Source organism: Vibrio satsumensis (genome assembly GCF_050337435.1).
GTDB classification, from domain to species: Bacteria; Pseudomonadota; Gammaproteobacteria; order Enterobacterales; family Vibrionaceae; genus Vibrio; species Vibrio satsumensis.
Genome location: NZ_JAKJSX010000016.1, coordinates 26,476 through 42,040, shown reverse-complemented (window position 1 = coordinate 42,040; position 15,565 = coordinate 26,476). Strand labels below are relative to the sequence as shown.

The window sequence follows — 15,565 nt, the reverse complement described above, 5'->3', positions numbered from 1 at the left end:
CTTTTAAATAAATCGAAAATAAACCTGAGACAGATTTGGGCAAACGCAGCTGAAGAGTAAGGCTACCGAAATTCGGCGGCCAGACTGAAATAAGGGGTGCGAAGCACGTAGACTTGCAGGGGGTGGTTACGTGTTTCATGCGAGAAGAGGGCATTCGAATGTAAGGGTGATGTCCATTTAAATCCTGTCCAAAGTACTGCCTTATGCAAAGCAGGTATCCGCAAAGAAAACGTGTGAATTTGTTTAATGGTTGAGCAGGCTACCCGAGGTGAGTTACCGATACAATGCTCCCAGAGGCCACTATGATCTGTTCAGACCAGATGATTTTTCTGAACTTTTGTTTTTTGTATTTTTGATGAAATTAACTTATTGATAATTAATGGGTATGTGTGGTTTTTTAGTGTTTATACTCTATATTTTAACTTTGTGAGATCTATGTCAGATTTTTGTAAGTAACATTTAATAGGTACCTATTCCATAAGGTGGAATGTGATCCGTGTTTTAATTTGTTATTATTTGAAAAGTTATTTTTAAGCCCGTATATGAAGGGTGTTTCCTGTACGAATTCTCTATGTTTATCTCAAATCATAGGTGAGTTAAATTTGTCCGTTTTGATGGTTTTTTGATGAGTGGTTTGAAGAAGTGAACGTGAGTAAAATGGAAAACCCAATCGTCGATTTATGGTTATGTTCTTTGAGTGATTTGTGTGACGATATCGATATCAAATCACACCTCAAAGAGACACTCACGGCCGATGAAGTTGAGAAAGTTGAACGCTATAGAGTGCCCTCGTCTCAAGTTCAAGCCATGTATGTTCGCAATTACTTGAGAGGAGTACTGTCTTGTTATTCGGATTTAACGCCTAAAGCATGGCGGTTTGAATATGGTGAGAAAGGAAAGCCAAGTCTGATTGCGGATCAACAGATTCAAACCGGACTGAATTTCAATATCAGTCATAGCAAAGAACATTTGTTGATTGCAGTTTGCCAGCGAGAAGGGAAGCCAGTTCAATTAGGTGTCGACATCGAACATGCAAGAAGCTCGACCAATATCGATTCGATCATGAAGCACTATTTTTCAGATAAAGAATTGGCGGATTTACTTGAACTCAACAAAGAAAATAAGAGAGAACGGTTTTTTGATTTATGGGCGCTGAAGGAGTCGTATATCAAAGCGACGGGCAGGGGGCTAGCCACATCGTTGCGAAGCTTTTCGTTTGATTTCTCCAATCTGACGAAGCAAACACTGCCAATTCATTCTTCGGATTTTAAGCCAAACTTGCAGGATGAAATTAGATTGCATGGTGAAATCAGTATATACAGTGGAGTTGGGTTGGATGTTACCGAGCAAAGGGGCATTTCTACAGGCTGGCAATGTTGCTTAGGGCGACTGGATGAGCAGTATCGCTTTGCGGTTACGCTCGGCGGAAATTTGCTACCGATGCAGGTAGAGATGAGAACCTTTTCGTTGCCTCATCTCTTTTAAACTAGTTTGGTGAGACGGAGTTAGCTCGTTTCTCCAAGCATCGCTTTTAATACTTCAGCGGGTACTGGCTGCAGTTGCTTGTCTTTATCTAAGCAGACCATTTCAATATCACCAATCACCGCAGGTTTAGTGGCATCTTTACGCCACACTTCTTGTCGCCATAGCGTCTTGTATTTGCCATCGAGTTCAAAAGAGGTTCGGATGTCGCAGATCTCAGCAAACTCAACCCCATCTTGGAAAGTCATATTGGCTTTATACACCGCAAAACCTAGTCCATGCTCGTTCCACAATTCTGCCAGCTTATCGCTACCCAAGACATGCTCGCGCGCACGCTCGAAGTATTTAAGAAAGTTAGGGTGATAAACCACACCTGAGTGATCGGTATCTTCATAGTAAATTTGTACTGGGTGATGGTAGATCTGACTCATGGGTAGCAACTCTTGGTTTATAGTGGATCAGTAAATCTGACTAAGTTGTGCAGCACTCTACAGGATAGGTCGAAATTACTTCAAGGCATCTTCGTGAAAGGGGCTTTTGGTCAGACCTCATTTATCATTGATGCTTTGGTCAACTCCCACCCATTTATAAATATTCTATGTGTCATTTCCCACCCATTAGTTTTTACCGTGAGTTGGTGAATACTGCAAGCAGGTATCATGAAGCCTTATAGTTAAAGGGTTGTTAATGATTTGTATTGATGTGGCGCGCTAATTGCCTTAGTAAAAGCACGCAGTTCCCATTGAAGGGCTGCTTTGTTTACTAAGGAGAATAATAATGTTTAAGCCTCTTACCCTGCTGTCTGTATCTGCTCTGGCGCTCACAAGTTTTAATGCTGCTGCAAACTGTGATCCAGGTGAAATCGTGATTAAATTCAGTCATGTAACCAACACGGATAAGCACCCGAAAGGCATCGCTGCTTCTCTACTTGAAGAGCGAGTAAACACGGAAATGAATGGTAAAGCTTGTATGCAAGTTTTCCCAAACTCGACGCTTTATGATGATAACAAGGTACTGGAAGCCCTGTTAAATGGTGATGTTCAAATGGCGGCTCCATCGCTGTCTAAATTTGAAAAGTTCACTAAGAAATACCGCATTTTTGACCTTCCGTTCCTATTTGAAGACGTAGAAGCCGTTGATCGTTTCCAAAACTCAGAATCTGGTGAAAAACTGAAGAATGCGATGAAGCGCCGTGGTCTGCAAGGTTTAGCGTTTTGGCACAACGGCATGAAGCAGATGTCGGCGAACAAGCCACTACTAAGCCCTGAAGATGCAGAAGGTTTGAAGTTCCGTGTTCAAGCATCAGACGTATTGGTGGCTCAGTTTGAGCAGCTAGGCGCTAACCCTCAGAAGATGTCTTTCAAAGAGGTATACGGTGGCCTACAAACTAAGGTTATCGATGGTCAAGAGAACACATGGTCAAACATCTACGGCAAGAAATTCTTTGAAGTACAAGACGGCGTGACAGAAACCAATCACGGTATCTTGGATTATCTAGTTGTAACGTCAAACGACTTTTGGAAAGACCTTCCTGAAGATGTACGCGCGCAGCTTGGCACTATCGTTCAAGAAGTCTCGGAAACGCGTAATGCGGAATCTTCAAAAGTTAACCTAGCGAACAAAAACAACATCATCGAAGCCGGTGGTGAGGTTCGCACGCTTACACCGGAACAACGTGAAGCATGGGTAATTGCGCTTCAACCTGTATGGAAGAAGTTTGAAAAAGACATCGGTTCAGATCTTATCGATGCAGCGTTAGCTTCAAACCAATAACACCGCTAAGGGAGTGGCGAGTATTCGTCACTCCTTATTAAAACAATTATAAGCGGAGTCAATTATGGAAAAGCCTCAAATGGAACAACCAAATTCTAGCGAATCAGCATTGGAAACCTCTCTTTTTTCCAAAGTCGGAAGAGTTACGGATGTGATTGAAGAGTCATTAATCGCATTTTTTCTTGGCGCAATGACGCTACTTACTTTTGCCAATGTGGTATTTCGATACGCATTCAATGACAACATCTTATGGGCACTGGAGCTGACGGTGTTCATGTTTGCTTGGATGGTGTTAGTGGGCGCATCTTATGGCGTTAAAAAACACTTCCACATTGGTGTTGATGTCATCATCAACCTTGCCCCAGAAAAGCTACGCAAAGTGTATGCGCTAATCGCCGTGACCAGTTGCCTAGCATTTTCAATCTTACTTCTTATCGGCTCTTGGAATTATTGGTACCCATTCGCGACCGATCGCGCATGGTATGAGACCGATGATATCCCAATGCCAGAGATGCTTCAGTTTCTTGCTGACTGGCTAAATGAAGGCGAGCGATACGAGAAACTGCCACGTTTTATTCCTTATATGGCGCTGCCGATTGGCATGGCAATGCTGACGTTCCGTTTTGCTCAAGTTGCTTACCAAGTAGTAACAGGCAAGCTTGACCGCATGATTGCAGGGCACGAAGCGGAAGAAGAGTTGGATGCGTTGAAAGCGGACGTGCTAGCGGGCTCTGACGAAGATGCGACAGCGGTATTGAATTCGACTCCGCAGAACAAAGCGAATGAGTCGAGTACCAAATCTAACGGTAAGGAAGACTAATCATGGCAATGTTATTTCTATTTTTAATGGTAATTGCTTTCATGTTGGTCGGTGTACCAATTGCAATTTCACTAGGTTTATCGAGCGTAATATTCTTGTTGATGCATTCAGATGCGTCATTAGCTTCAGTCGCACAAACGCTGTTTAATGCATTTGCAGGCCACTACACACTCTTAGCGATTCCTTTCTTTATCTTGGCCTCTAGCTTCATGTCTACTGGCGGCGTGGCTAAACGTATTATTCGTTTCGCTATCGCGATGGTGGGGTGGTTCCGTGGCGGCTTGGCGATGGCGTCGGTTGTGGCATGTATGATGTTCGCAGCCCTTTCTGGTTCATCTCCTGCAACGGTAGTAGCGATCGGTAGTATTGTTATCGCAGGTATGATCAAAAACGGCTACACAAAAGAATTCGCGGCAGGGGTTATCTGTAACGCAGGTACCTTGGGTATCTTGATTCCACCGTCAATCGTGATGGTCGTTTACGCTGCGGCGACGGATGTATCGGTAGGCCGTATGTTCCTAGGCGGTGTGATTCCTGGTCTGCTGGCGGGTGTGATGTTGATGATTGCTATCTACATTGCGGCACGTATTAAGAAGATTCCAGCACAGCCTTTTGTGGGCTGGGGCGAGATGTTTGCAGCAGCGAAGGATGCGAGTTGGGGCCTACTGCTGATTGTCATCATTCTGGGTGGTATCTACGGCGGTATTTTTACACCAACAGAAGCGGCGGCTGTTGCAGCGGTTTACGCATTCTTTATTGCCAACTTTATCTATAAAGATATGGGACCTTTCGCTGACAAGAACAATACCAAGCCTGCGCTGGTGAAAGTGTTCCAAACCTTTTGTCACAAAGACACCAAAGACACACTCTATGATGCGGGTAAGCTGACTATCATGCTGCTGTTTATCATTGCGAACGCGTTGATTCTCAAGCATGTACTGACAGAAGAACGTATTCCTCAAATGATCACTGAGTCTATGCTTTCTGCAGGCTTAGGGCCGATCACCTTCTTGATTGTGGTGAACGTTCTGCTCTTGATCGGTGGGCAGTTCATGGAGCCATCGGGCTTGCTGATCATCGTAGCACCTTTGGTTTTCCCAATTGCCATTGCGCTCGGTATCGACCCAATTCATCTTGGTATCATGATGGTGGTGAACATGGAGATAGGGATGATAACGCCGCCTGTCGGGCTCAATTTGTTTGTGACCGCAGGTGTCGCGAAGATGTCGATGATGAACGTGGTAAAAGCCGCATTGCCGTGGGTTGGCGTGATGTTCTTATTCCTGATTATCGTCACTTACGTGCCTTGGGTATCGACATGGTTACCGACCACATTGATGGGTCCAGAGATCATAACCAAGTAGTTGGCGGTTTAGATACACGGCTAATCTAACGGACGGTTTATTATCAATAGGGATAACAGCGATAGATGAAGAGTTATACTTTTTCATCTATCGCTTTCTTTTTCCCGCGCCGTAATGTGCCGCTTATGCGTCTGTCGTAGCCTTTCCAGCGCAGTTTTTTCTTTCTTCGGTCGCGCCCAGATCTTCTTTCTACTTCATAATGGTCATCAATCAGCACTGTATCTACAATGACAGGAATGGTCGTTTTTTCATTCATATGCAACTTATCCTTAAAGTCGACATATGAATTATGGAAGAGGAATGTTATCTCTGCCAGTTTCGATATACGTTCAGATCAAGTTGCGCTTTGCGTTTTGTTTCGTTGTTGATTCTTGTATTTCGCAGTTTAATTTTTCACTTAAAAATCTATTGTTTACTTAAAATTATCTTTGTCGATTTGATAACGCTGCATTTTGTCGTAAAGCGTTTTTCTTGGGACATTTAATTGAGACATGGTCAATTTTATACTCCCTTCATTCTCAATCAACGCGCGCTCGATCACCGCTTTTTCGAACTCTGACACTTGGTCCGATAGGCTAGTACTGGCGTCTGAATGGGTCTCTGAGTTCGCACTATCCCCCAGTTGAGCAAGTTTTCCGAGTAAGATGAAGCGTTCAGCGCTATTACGTAGTTCACGTACATTGCCGGGCCAATCATGAGCCAAAAGCGCGTGCAGTTCTTTTTGTGGAAGTGCCGGGGCTGTCTTGCCATAACGCGCTGCAGCGACCAGTAAGAAGTGGTGGAAGAGTGCTGGGATATCTTCTTGTCGGCTTCTTAACGGCGGTAAATCTAGGGTCACTACATTGAGTCGATAATAGAGGTCTTGGCGGAAAGTACCTTCTTCAGCGGCTTTCTTTAGGTCAATTTTAGTTGCCGCAATTACTCGAATGTCTAGCGGGACTAAACCATTAGACCCAACCCTTTCGATGACGCGTTCCTGCAATACACGCAGCAAACGAATTTGTGCCTGCATCGGCATGGACTCAATTTCATCTAAGAATAGAGTTCCGCCTTGAGCAAATTCAAATTTACCCACTCGTTTGCTTTCTGCGCCAGTGAATGCACCTTTCTCATGACCATACAGCTCACTCTCAATCAGGTTTTCGGGGACCGCACCGCAATTGACTGCGACGAAGTTTTGTTCTCGTCTGCTGCTTTGTTCATGTAAAGAGCGTGCGACCAACTCTTTGCCTGTACCTGTTTCGCCAAATAACAAAATATCTGCGTTGGTGTCGGCAACGTGAGTGATGATAGACCGAAGCTCCGTCATTGATTGCGTGTCACCAATGATTCTTGGGCCGAGCGCTTGGCTGGCCTTAAGTGAACGTTTTAATTCAAGGTTCTCAAGGGTGAGTTGACGTTTTTCTATCGCTCGTTTGGTGGTTTCGATTAGGCGTTCATTGGCGAAAGGTTTTTCGATGAAGTCGTAAGCGCCGTATTGGATTGCTTGAACGGCCATTGAAATATCGCCGTGACCAGTAATCATAATAACGGGGATCTCTTTGTCCTTGTGCATCACTGTGTTGAGCAAATCATGCCCGGAAAGACCCGGTAAACAGATATCAGTGATGATCACGTGAGGTAAGCCGTTTTCTTGAATCGCGAGCAGAGCAGACTCCGCATCGGGAAAGAATTCGGCATCAATGTCGGCGAGCTCGAAGCTCTGTTCAATCGCCATTCTTAGATCGGATTCATCATCAATGAAATAGACGTGACACATAGTGATTCCTTTACTTCTTTGTATTCTGGTTATTGCTGAGTTTTTGCTTGCTATTCTTGTTCAACAAGGGGCAACTCTATGCTGAATCGAGCACCACCTTGAGGGCTTCTACCGGTAACGAGTTTGCCGTTTATTCCGCTGATTATTTGCTGAGAAATCGATAGCCCTAATCCAAGTCCGTTTTTCTTGGTGGTATGGAAGGGTTCAAAAAAGTTTCCGTTCGAAGGGGAGGTGAAACCGGGACCGTTATCATCGACATGAATCAGCAAGGTCTTGGCTTGTTGATGGTCGGACTCCCTAATCTCTAACAGAATAGCTAATAGTTTGTCGTCTTGTTGTTCCATCGCCTGAATTGCGTTGGTCAGCAGGTTAATGATCACCTGTTCCAGTTGAATGGCGTTGGCGAGCACGCAAGCATCAAAGGTCTCAGGGAGTTCGTTGACCTTAACTCGTTCACTCTTGAGTTGTGGCTTCATCAACTCCCTAGATGAATGCAATACGGGGAGGATCTGTAATATGTGTAGCTCTTCCGCTGTCGACTTTTTAGCAAAGGAGCGAAGCTGTTGACTAATTTTCGCCATGCGGTCGGTGAGCGATGAAATACGCGATAAGTTGTCATCGACACGATCTGTTTTCTCTTTGGCTAGAAACAGTCGGCCATTGTCAGCATAACTACGAATCGCAGCGAGTGGATTATTCAATTCATGACTAATACTTGCTGACATCTGGCCCAATACCGCCAGTTTTGCCGCTTGGATGAGCTCGTCTTGGGTGTGTCTGAGTACCCGCTCGGTTTCGATACGTTGCTTGATCTCTACGTGTAGCTCAGAGGTTCTTTCGAGTACTTGAAATTCTAGCTTCTGGTTAGCTTCTGACTGCAACCTATCGATCTGGGCGCGTCGGTGTTGACGGTGCAGATTAAGTTGAATGACCAGATAAATGATTGCAAAGACCAAGCTCAGTACCACCATATAGGCGATCAAGTCCCACCAAACCAAGTGGGTAGGGGAGAAGACCCTGACCGTTAATCCAGGATCAGGTAGAAAGCGTGAAGAGGTGAAAAACTTCTCTTTAACTAACGGGTGAGATGAACGAATGCTGCTGGTTGCGCCCTCTAGATCTCCAGAGAAGTGGAGGCTTTCAATGTGGGTATCGAGGTATTGCTGATTTTCGCGAATGCGAGCTTGTTGTGTATCATCGAGAGGCTGAAGACTTTTGAATAGCCATTCAGGATTGCTAGACATAAAAATAATCTGGTCTTTATCATCCGCGACAAAAAAACTCTGTTTACCTTGCCAGCTTGCTTCAATCGAAGATAAATCCATTTTTACCACAATTACGCCAATGATTTCAGCAGCATAAGAGACCGGGTAAGAGTAATAGTAGCCTCTCTTTCCTGAAGTTGAACCTAAAGCGAAGTACTGCTTTTCATGTCCTTGAATAGCTTGTTGGTAATAAGGACGGAAGGCAAAATTGCGTCCGACAAAAGAATGTTTTAGGTTCCAGTTACTGGCTGCGATAGTGGTACCGATGCTATCCAATAAATAGGTGTCGGACGCCTGAATCACAGTGTTGACGTGCTCTAGGTAGCGATTGGTTAGCTCTATCTGAGCAGTGTTGCTTGGTGAGTGCAGGGCATCAACTAGCTCTTTATCCTTCGAAAGAAGCTCAGGGATATGGGCAAACTTATCCAATTGGCTGGCAATGTGGACGGAAAAGCGGTCTAAGTTAGATTGGTGATCATTTAACAAACTTTCATGACTTGTGCTCCATACCCAATGACCGCCAAACACCATCAGTGAACTGTATGTGACCATTAATAATATGGGGATTCTAAAAGCTTGAAACATGAAGGCTCTCCGCTAATTTCTTTGGTAAACACTCAAGCCTGTCTTCTCTCGTTTATGGTAGCAAATAGCGGTAGTTTTTGCTGAAAGCAGAGAGTGGACAGATGGGGGTAGGTTAAGGGTTTGTAACGGGGATTGTTGAAAAAGTTATCGACTCTGAGGGGTAAAACAAGAGCAAGATCTCTTTTTAAGGTTTTTAGCAAAAAAAGCCCTCGATTCCCTTGAAAAAGTCGCTATTGTCCCCATTTCTGTTGTGCTAAGTGATGATTTGATCGTTTTTGTATCACTTAGTTGGACGAATTTAGAGCATTCATCATCATGCAGAGGTGAACGGCTCGACAGAGATTAAACAGATCGCTAGAATGTCGCGTCTAAAATTTCTGTCCTGAGGCTAATCGGAGATACCTTTCTTGTTTCTGAAAACAAGCTTTATTACGTTTTAATCGACGTGTGAAGAACGAAGATATCGCTGATTAGTCTGGTGTTTGGTTGAATAATCAATTCAGACATCAATGCTCGATTTTAAATTAGGTGTTCGGATAGAGCACTACACAAGGATGCAGCCAACAACGTCGGCTTTTGAATTAAAGCTAAGTTACGGCTCATATGCTCAGATTACTGAGCCAGTTTTGAGGTTTATATAATGCAAGTTACTGTTGAAACGCTAGAAGGCCTAGAGCGCCGTCTTAATATTACTGTTCCTGCTGCTAACATCGAAGATGCAGTTACAGCTGAACTACGCAACATCGCGAAAAACCGTCGTTTCGATGGTTTCCGTAAAGGCAAAGTGCCAATGAAGATGGTTGCTAAAATGTACGGCAAAGCAGTACGTCAAGACGTGATGGGCGAAGTAATGCAACGTCACTTCATCGAAGCGATCGTTAAAGAGAAAATCAACCCAGCTGGCGCACCTACTTTCGCACCAGTTGAAAACAACGAAGGCGCTGATCTAGTATTCAACGCAACTTTTGAAGTTTACCCAGAAGTTGAGCTGAAAGGTCTAGAAAACATCACTGTTGAGAAACCAGCAGTAGAAGTTAAAGAAGCTGACGTTGAAGAAATGATCGAAACTCTACGTAAGCAACAAGCAACTTGGACTGAAGTTGAAGCTGCTGCTGACGCTGGTTCTCGTGCAACTATCGACTTCGTTGGTTCTATCGACGGTGAAGAATTCGAAGGCGGCAAAGCTGAGAACTTCCCACTAGAGATGGGCGCTGGTCGCATGATCCCTGGCTTCGAAGACGGTATCGTTGGTAAAACAGCAGGTATGGAATTCGAAATCGACGTAAACTTCCCAGAAGATTACCACGCTGAAAACCTAAAAGGTAAAGCAGCTAAGTTCTCTATCAAGCTGAACAAAGTTGAAGCTCGTGAACTTCCTGAACTAAACGAAGAATTCGTTTCTAAGTTCGGCGCTGCTGACGGTGTTGAAGGTCTTAAAGCTGAAGTTCGTAAGAACATGGAGCGTGAGCTTAAGCAAGCTGTTAAGAACCGCATCAAAGAGCAAGCTATCGACGGTCTAGTTAACGAAAACAATATCGACGTACCTTCTGCTCTAATCGATCAAGAAATCGGTGTTCTACGTCAACAAGCTGCTCAACGTTTCGGTGGCAACACTGAAGCTGCTGACCAACTTCCACGTGAGCTGTTCGAAGAGCAAGCTAAACGTCGCGTAGTTGTAGGTCTTCTTCTTGGTGAAGTAATCAAGACTGAAGAGCTAAAAGCTGACGACGAGAAAGTTAAAGCTATCATCGAAGAGATGGCTACAGCATACGAAGATCCAACAGAAGTAATTGCTTACTACGAGCAAAACGAGCAAATGATGAACAACATGCGCAATGTTGCTCTAGAAGAGCAAGCTATTGATGCAATCATCGCTAAAGCTCAAGTTTCTGATAAAGAAGTTAGCTTCAACGAGCTAATGAATCAGCAACCTGCTTAATATAGTAATATCTGACGTAGAAGGTTGACGTACGGTCAACAATTCTGCTAACAATGGTCCGTATGATTTAATCATTCGGGCCATTTATTTTAGGGACATAAGAATATGAGCTACCAAGAAAAAAACACAATGCCATCGATTATGGACGCACTAGTCCCTATGGTGGTTGAACAGACTTCCCGTGGTGAACGTTCTTACGATATTTATTCTCGTCTATTAAAAGAACGTATCATTTTCTTAACAGGTCAAGTGGAAGACCACATGGCAAATCTTGTCGTGGCTCAACTGCTTTTCTTGGAATCAGAAAACCCAGACAAAGATATCTATCTTTACATCAACTCACCTGGCGGTAGCGTAACAGCAGGCATGTCTATCTACGACACAATGCAGTTCATCAAGCCAAACGTGAGCACAGTATGTATGGGTCAAGCTTGCTCTATGGGTGCATTCTTACTAGCGGGTGGTACTCCAGGTAAGCGTCACGTACTTCCAAACTCACGTGTAATGATTCACCAGCCACTTGGCGGCTTCCAAGGCCAAGCGTCTGATATTCAAATTCATGCGCAAGAGATCCTAACGATCAAGCAAAAGCTAAACAAACTATTGGCAGAGCACACGGGTCAGCCTCTAGAAGTTGTTGAGCGTGATACAGATCGTGACAATTTCATGTCTGCTGATCAAGCAGTAGAATACGGCTTGGTGGATTCAGTTCTTAATCACCGCGGTCAATAATTGCAGGGCAATTGTTTAACGCAAAGTGATTCAAATTGATATACACTCAAGCATAGAGAGTAAAGGCTAAGAGGTTAGCGAATGACAGATAAAAGCAAAGAGGGTGGTAGCGGTAAACTGCTTTACTGCTCTTTCTGTGGCAAAAGCCAACACGAAGTTCGCAAGTTAATCGCAGGTCCTTCTGTTTACATTTGTGATGAATGTGTCGATCTTTGTAACGACATTATTCGTGAAGAAATTAAAGATGTTCTTCCTAAGAAAGAATCGGAATCGCTGCCAACGCCGCGTGAGATTCGTGAGCATCTTGACGACTATGTAATCGGTCAAGAATACGCGAAGAAAGTGCTAGCAGTTGCAGTTTATAACCACTACAAGCGTTTACGTAATGGTGACACGACAGCTGAAGGCGTAGAGCTAGGTAAGAGTAACATTCTTCTTATCGGTCCTACTGGTAGTGGTAAAACACTACTTGCTGAAACATTGGCTCGTTTCCTAGACGTTCCTTTCACTATGGCTGATGCAACAACACTAACCGAAGCGGGTTACGTGGGCGAAGATGTTGAAAACATCATCCAGAAGTTGCTTCAGAAATGTGATTACGACGTAGCGAAAGCGGAACGCGGCATTGTTTACATCGATGAAATCGACAAGATTTCTCGTAAAGCTGAAAACCCATCAATCACGCGTGACGTGTCTGGTGAAGGTGTACAGCAAGCTCTACTAAAACTTGTTGAAGGTACAGTTGCTTCAGTTCCACCTCAAGGTGGTCGTAAGCATCCACAGCAAGAGTTCTTGCAAGTGGACACGTCTAAGATCCTATTTATCTGTGGTGGTGCGTTTGCAGGCCTAGATAAAGTGATTGAACAACGTGTAGAAACAGGTTCAGGTATCGGCTTTGGCGCAGAAGTGCGTTCAAAAGACGAAACCAAAACTATCGGTGAATTGTTCACTCAAGTAGAACCTGAAGATCTAGTGAAGTATGGTCTGATTCCAGAATTCATTGGTCGTCTACCAGTGACAACAACACTGACAGAGCTTGATGAAGAAGCGCTAATCCAAATCCTATGCGAGCCAAAGAATGCACTGACAAAACAGTACGCAGCATTATTTGAGCTTGAGGATACAGAATTAGAATTCCGTGAAGACGCCCTACGTGCAATTGCTAAGAAAGCAATGAACCGTAAAACAGGCGCTCGTGGTCTACGTTCTATATTGGAGGGTGTTCTACTAGAAACTATGTACGAACTGCCATCTTCAACTGATGTAAGCAAGGTTGTGATTGATGAGTCGGTAATTAATGGTGAGTCAGAACCACTATTGATTTACAGCAACTCAGATAACCAAGCAGCTGTTGCAGAGTAGGTCTTTTTTAGACAAGTCACTCAAATTGAAAAAGGAGGTAAGCAATTACCTCCTTTTTTTTATTCTTCCATTGAATCCAGTCGTTTAAGCCCCATATACTGCTTTATAAGTTAAAGCGGAAGAGAGAAATATATGAACTTGGAACGTTCCGAGCGTATCGAAATCCCCGTGCTACCTCTACGTGATGTAGTGGTTTACCCACACATGGTTATTCCATTGTTTGTTGGTCGTGAAAAATCGATTACATGCCTTGAATCGGCAATGGAAGCTAACAAACAAGTACTACTTGTAGCGCAGAAAGAAGCGGACACTGATGAGCCTTCAATCGACGACCTATTTAACGTAGGTACAGTCGCTACTATTCTTCAGTTACTCAAGCTCCCTGATGGTACGGTTAAAGTACTTGTTGAAGGTCAGCAGCGTGCAAAGATTCACCAATTCAAAGAAAGTGAATTCTTCTTAGCGGACGCCGAATACGTTGTTACCTCAGAACTTGACGAAAAAGAACAAGAAGTGGTTGTTCGTAGTGCGATCAATCAATTCGAAGGCTTTATTAAGCTAAACAAAAAGATTCCACCAGAGGTTCTGACCTCTCTGAACGGTATTGATGAGGCAGCTCGCCTTGCTGATACGATTGCTGCGCACATGCCACTTAAGTTGGTAGACAAGCAGCACGTTCTAGAAATCTTAGATGTGACAGAACGTCTGGAATTCTTGATGGGCCAAATGGAGTCAGAAATTGACATCCTGCAAGTTGAAAAACGCATCCGTGGCCGCGTTAAGAAGCAGATGGAAAAATCTCAGCGTGAGTACTACCTGAATGAGCAAATGAAAGCGATTCAGAAAGAACTTGGCGAGATGGACGACGCACCTGATGAATTCGAGACTCTGAAGAAGAAGATCGAAGACTCTAAGATGCCTCAAGAAGCTCGTGAGAAAACTGAGCAAGAACTTCAAAAACTGAAAATGATGTCGCCAATGTCTGCTGAAGCAACAGTAGTACGTAGCTACATTGATTGGATGGTGGGCGTTCCTTGGGCTAAGCGTTCAAAAGTTAAAAAGAATCTAGCGAAAGCGGAAGAGATCTTAAACGAAGATCACTACGGCTTAGAGCGTGTTAAAGAACGTATTCTTGAGTACTTGGCAGTACAAAACCGTATCAACAAGCTAAAAGGTCCAATCCTTTGTCTTGTTGGTCCTCCTGGTGTAGGTAAAACCTCGCTAGGTCGTTCGATTGCTGCGGCAACGGGTCGTAAGTACACACGTATGGCACTAGGTGGCGTTCGTGATGAAGCTGAGATTCGTGGTCACCGTCGTACGTACATCGGTTCACTTCCGGGTAAATTAATCCAGAAGATGTCTAAAGTTGGCGTTAAGAACCCACTGTTCCTATTAGATGAGATCGATAAGATGTCTTCTGATATGCGTGGCGACCCATCTTCAGCGCTTCTAGAAGTACTAGACCCAGAACAAAACAACGCGTTTAACGATCACTACCTAGAAGTAGACTACGATCTGTCAGACGTTATGTTCGTTGCGACTTCTAACTCGATGGATATTCCTGGCCCGCTACTGGACCGTATGGAAGTGATTCGTCTGTCTGGTTACACAGAAGATGAAAAGCTGAATATTGCTAAGAGCCACTTGTTGGACAAGCAAGTTAAGCGCAATGGTCTTAAGCCTCACGAAATTGAGATTGAAGACTCTGCAATCATCGGCATTATTCGTTACTACACGCGTGAAGCGGGTGTACGTAGCCTAGAACGTGAAATCTCTAAGATCTGCCGTAAAGCAGTGAAGAACATCCTGCTAGACAGCGACCTTAAGTCTGTAACGGTTAACATGGATAACCTGAAAGAGTACTTAGGCGTTCAACGTCACGACTTCGGTAAAGCGGATGAGAGCAACCGTATTGGTCAAGTAACAGGCCTAGCGTGGACTCAAGTTGGTGGTGACTTGCTGACTATCGAAACCGAAGCAATGCCGGGCAAAGGTAAGCTAACGCAAACTGGTTCTCTTGGCGATGTGATGAAAGAGTCTATCCAAGCTGCGATGACCGTGGTTCGTTCTCGTGCTGAAAAACTGGGTATCAACTCAGATTTCTACGAGAAACGCGATATTCACGTTCACGTACCAGAAGGTGCAACACCGAAAGATGGCCCAAGTGCGGGTATCGCGATGTGTACTGCGCTTGTCTCTAGCTTAACGGGTAACCCGGTGAAGGCTGAGGTTGGTATGACAGGTGAAATTACCCTTCGTGGTGAAGTTTTACCTATCGGTGGCTTGAAAGAGAAACTGCTTGCTGCGCACCGTGGCGGCATCAAAACAGTACTGATTCCGAAAGACAATGAGCGTGATTTGGAAGAGATTCCAGACAATGTAATCGCTGACTTGAAGGTGATCCCGGTTCAGTGGATTGATGAAGTACTCAAAGTAGCGCTAGAACGAGATCCGTCAGGGGTCGAGTTTGACGTGAAAAAATAG

General features: G+C 44.3%; 12 protein-coding genes and 1 pseudogene. 9 read left to right on the top strand and 4 right to left on the bottom strand.

Features of this window, described 5'->3' with window-relative positions; translation table 11 throughout:
• Positions 1-657: 657 nt before the first annotated feature.
• The gene (locus L4C44_RS19640) at positions 658-1,485 is read left to right on the top strand and encodes a 4'-phosphopantetheinyl transferase family protein (RefSeq protein WP_428805603.1); all 828 of its coding nucleotides are present in this window, start codon (positions 658-660) and stop codon (positions 1,483-1,485) included.
• A gap of 20 nt (positions 1,486-1,505) precedes the next feature.
• Here the strand turns inward: L4C44_RS19640 and L4C44_RS19635 are convergent, their stop codons facing one another.
• On the bottom strand, positions 1,506-1,913 hold the full coding sequence (locus tag L4C44_RS19635) for a thioesterase family protein (RefSeq protein WP_004736070.1): 408 nt from the start codon (positions 1,911-1,913) through the stop codon (positions 1,506-1,508).
• A gap of 346 nt (positions 1,914-2,259) precedes the next feature.
• Between L4C44_RS19635 and L4C44_RS19630 the strand changes: the two genes are divergently transcribed.
• From L4C44_RS19630 to L4C44_RS19620, 3 genes are all read left to right on the top strand, one after another.
• On the top strand, positions 2,260-3,255 hold the full coding sequence (locus L4C44_RS19630; RefSeq protein ID WP_428805602.1) for a TRAP transporter substrate-binding protein: 996 nt from the start codon (positions 2,260-2,262) through the stop codon (positions 3,253-3,255).
• A 64-nt stretch (positions 3,256-3,319) separates the two neighbouring features.
• The gene (locus L4C44_RS19625; RefSeq protein ID WP_048607896.1) at positions 3,320-4,075 is read left to right on the top strand and encodes a TRAP transporter small permease; all 756 of its coding nucleotides are present in this window, start codon (positions 3,320-3,322) and stop codon (positions 4,073-4,075) included.
• Between the two features lie 2 nt (positions 4,076-4,077).
• Positions 4,078-5,439: a TRAP transporter large permease gene (locus tag L4C44_RS19620; RefSeq protein WP_048661477.1), complete on the top strand. Its 1,362-nt coding sequence runs from the start codon at positions 4,078-4,080 to the stop codon at positions 5,437-5,439.
• A 73-nt stretch (positions 5,440-5,512) separates the two neighbouring features.
• On the opposite strand, the gene L4C44_RS19615 is transcribed toward L4C44_RS19620, so the two are convergent.
• The 3 genes from L4C44_RS19615 to L4C44_RS19605 all read right to left on the bottom strand — a co-directional run bounded on the left by L4C44_RS19615 (position 5,513) and on the right by L4C44_RS19605 (position 9,048).
• Positions 5,513-5,695, bottom strand: a complete 183-nt coding sequence (locus tag L4C44_RS19615) for a hypothetical protein (RefSeq protein ID WP_017106218.1) — start codon at positions 5,693-5,695, stop codon at positions 5,513-5,515.
• A 156-nt stretch (positions 5,696-5,851) separates the two neighbouring features.
• Positions 5,852-7,198 (bottom strand): sigma-54-dependent transcriptional regulator, encoded by a 1,347-nt coding sequence (locus L4C44_RS19610; protein ID WP_146491712.1) that lies wholly within the window; start codon positions 7,196-7,198, stop codon positions 5,852-5,854.
• 50 nt (positions 7,199-7,248) lie between these two features.
• Positions 7,249-9,048 carry a sensor histidine kinase gene (locus L4C44_RS19605; RefSeq protein ID WP_146491713.1) on the bottom strand — a complete coding sequence of 600 codons (1,800 nt, stop codon included), beginning with the start codon at positions 9,046-9,048 and terminating at the stop codon, positions 7,249-7,251.
• A 163-nt stretch (positions 9,049-9,211) separates the two neighbouring features.
• On the opposite strand from L4C44_RS19605, the pseudogene L4C44_RS19600 reads away from it, so the two are divergent.
• The 5 genes and pseudogenes from L4C44_RS19600 to lon form a co-directional block, all read left to right on the top strand.
• Positions 9,212-9,394, top strand: a pseudogene (locus L4C44_RS19600) (hypothetical protein); the annotation flags it as partial.
• 294 nt (positions 9,395-9,688) lie between these two features.
• Entirely contained in the window at positions 9,689-10,987 is a 1,299-nt protein-coding gene (gene tig / locus L4C44_RS19595) for a trigger factor (protein WP_017106221.1), read from the top strand.
• A gap of 105 nt (positions 10,988-11,092) precedes the next feature.
• Complete coding sequence (clpP, locus tag L4C44_RS19590) at positions 11,093-11,719, top strand: ATP-dependent Clp endopeptidase proteolytic subunit ClpP (protein WP_004736080.1); 627 nt, start codon at positions 11,093-11,095, stop codon at positions 11,717-11,719.
• Positions 11,720-11,800: 81 nt separating this feature from the next.
• Entirely contained in the window at positions 11,801-13,081 is a 1,281-nt protein-coding gene (gene clpX / locus L4C44_RS19585; RefSeq protein WP_009847283.1) for an ATP-dependent protease ATP-binding subunit ClpX, read from the top strand.
• Positions 13,082-13,213: 132 nt separating this feature from the next.
• Positions 13,214-15,565: an endopeptidase La gene (gene lon / locus L4C44_RS19580; RefSeq protein WP_428805601.1), complete on the top strand. Its 2,352-nt coding sequence runs from the start codon at positions 13,214-13,216 to the stop codon at positions 15,563-15,565.

Bases quoted from the DNA above. Each gene is read 5' to 3' on its own strand.
- L4C44_RS19605 (WP_146491713.1), bottom strand. From the start codon at position 9,048: ATGTTTCAAGCTTTTAGAATCCCCATATTATTAATGGTCACATACAGT.
- L4C44_RS19635 (WP_004736070.1), bottom strand. From the start codon at position 1,913: ATGAGTCAGATCTACCATCACCCAGTACAAATTTACTATGAAGATACC.
- L4C44_RS19640 (WP_428805603.1), top strand. From the start codon at position 658: ATGGAAAACCCAATCGTCGATTTATGGTTATGTTCTTTGAGTGATTTG.
- tig (WP_017106221.1), top strand. From the start codon at position 9,689: ATGCAAGTTACTGTTGAAACGCTAGAAGGCCTAGAGCGCCGTCTTAAT.
- clpX (WP_009847283.1), top strand. From the start codon at position 11,801: ATGACAGATAAAAGCAAAGAGGGTGGTAGCGGTAAACTGCTTTACTGC.
- clpP (WP_004736080.1), top strand. From the start codon at position 11,093: ATGAGCTACCAAGAAAAAAACACAATGCCATCGATTATGGACGCACTA.
- L4C44_RS19630 (WP_428805602.1), top strand. From the start codon at position 2,260: ATGTTTAAGCCTCTTACCCTGCTGTCTGTATCTGCTCTGGCGCTCACA.
- L4C44_RS19615 (WP_017106218.1), bottom strand. From the start codon at position 5,695: ATGAATGAAAAAACGACCATTCCTGTCATTGTAGATACAGTGCTGATT.
- L4C44_RS19610 (WP_146491712.1), bottom strand. From the start codon at position 7,198: ATGTGTCACGTCTATTTCATTGATGATGAATCCGATCTAAGAATGGCG.
- L4C44_RS19625 (WP_048607896.1), top strand. From the start codon at position 3,320: ATGGAAAAGCCTCAAATGGAACAACCAAATTCTAGCGAATCAGCATTG.
- lon (WP_428805601.1), top strand. From the start codon at position 13,214: ATGAACTTGGAACGTTCCGAGCGTATCGAAATCCCCGTGCTACCTCTA.
- L4C44_RS19620 (WP_048661477.1), top strand. From the start codon at position 4,078: ATGGCAATGTTATTTCTATTTTTAATGGTAATTGCTTTCATGTTGGTC.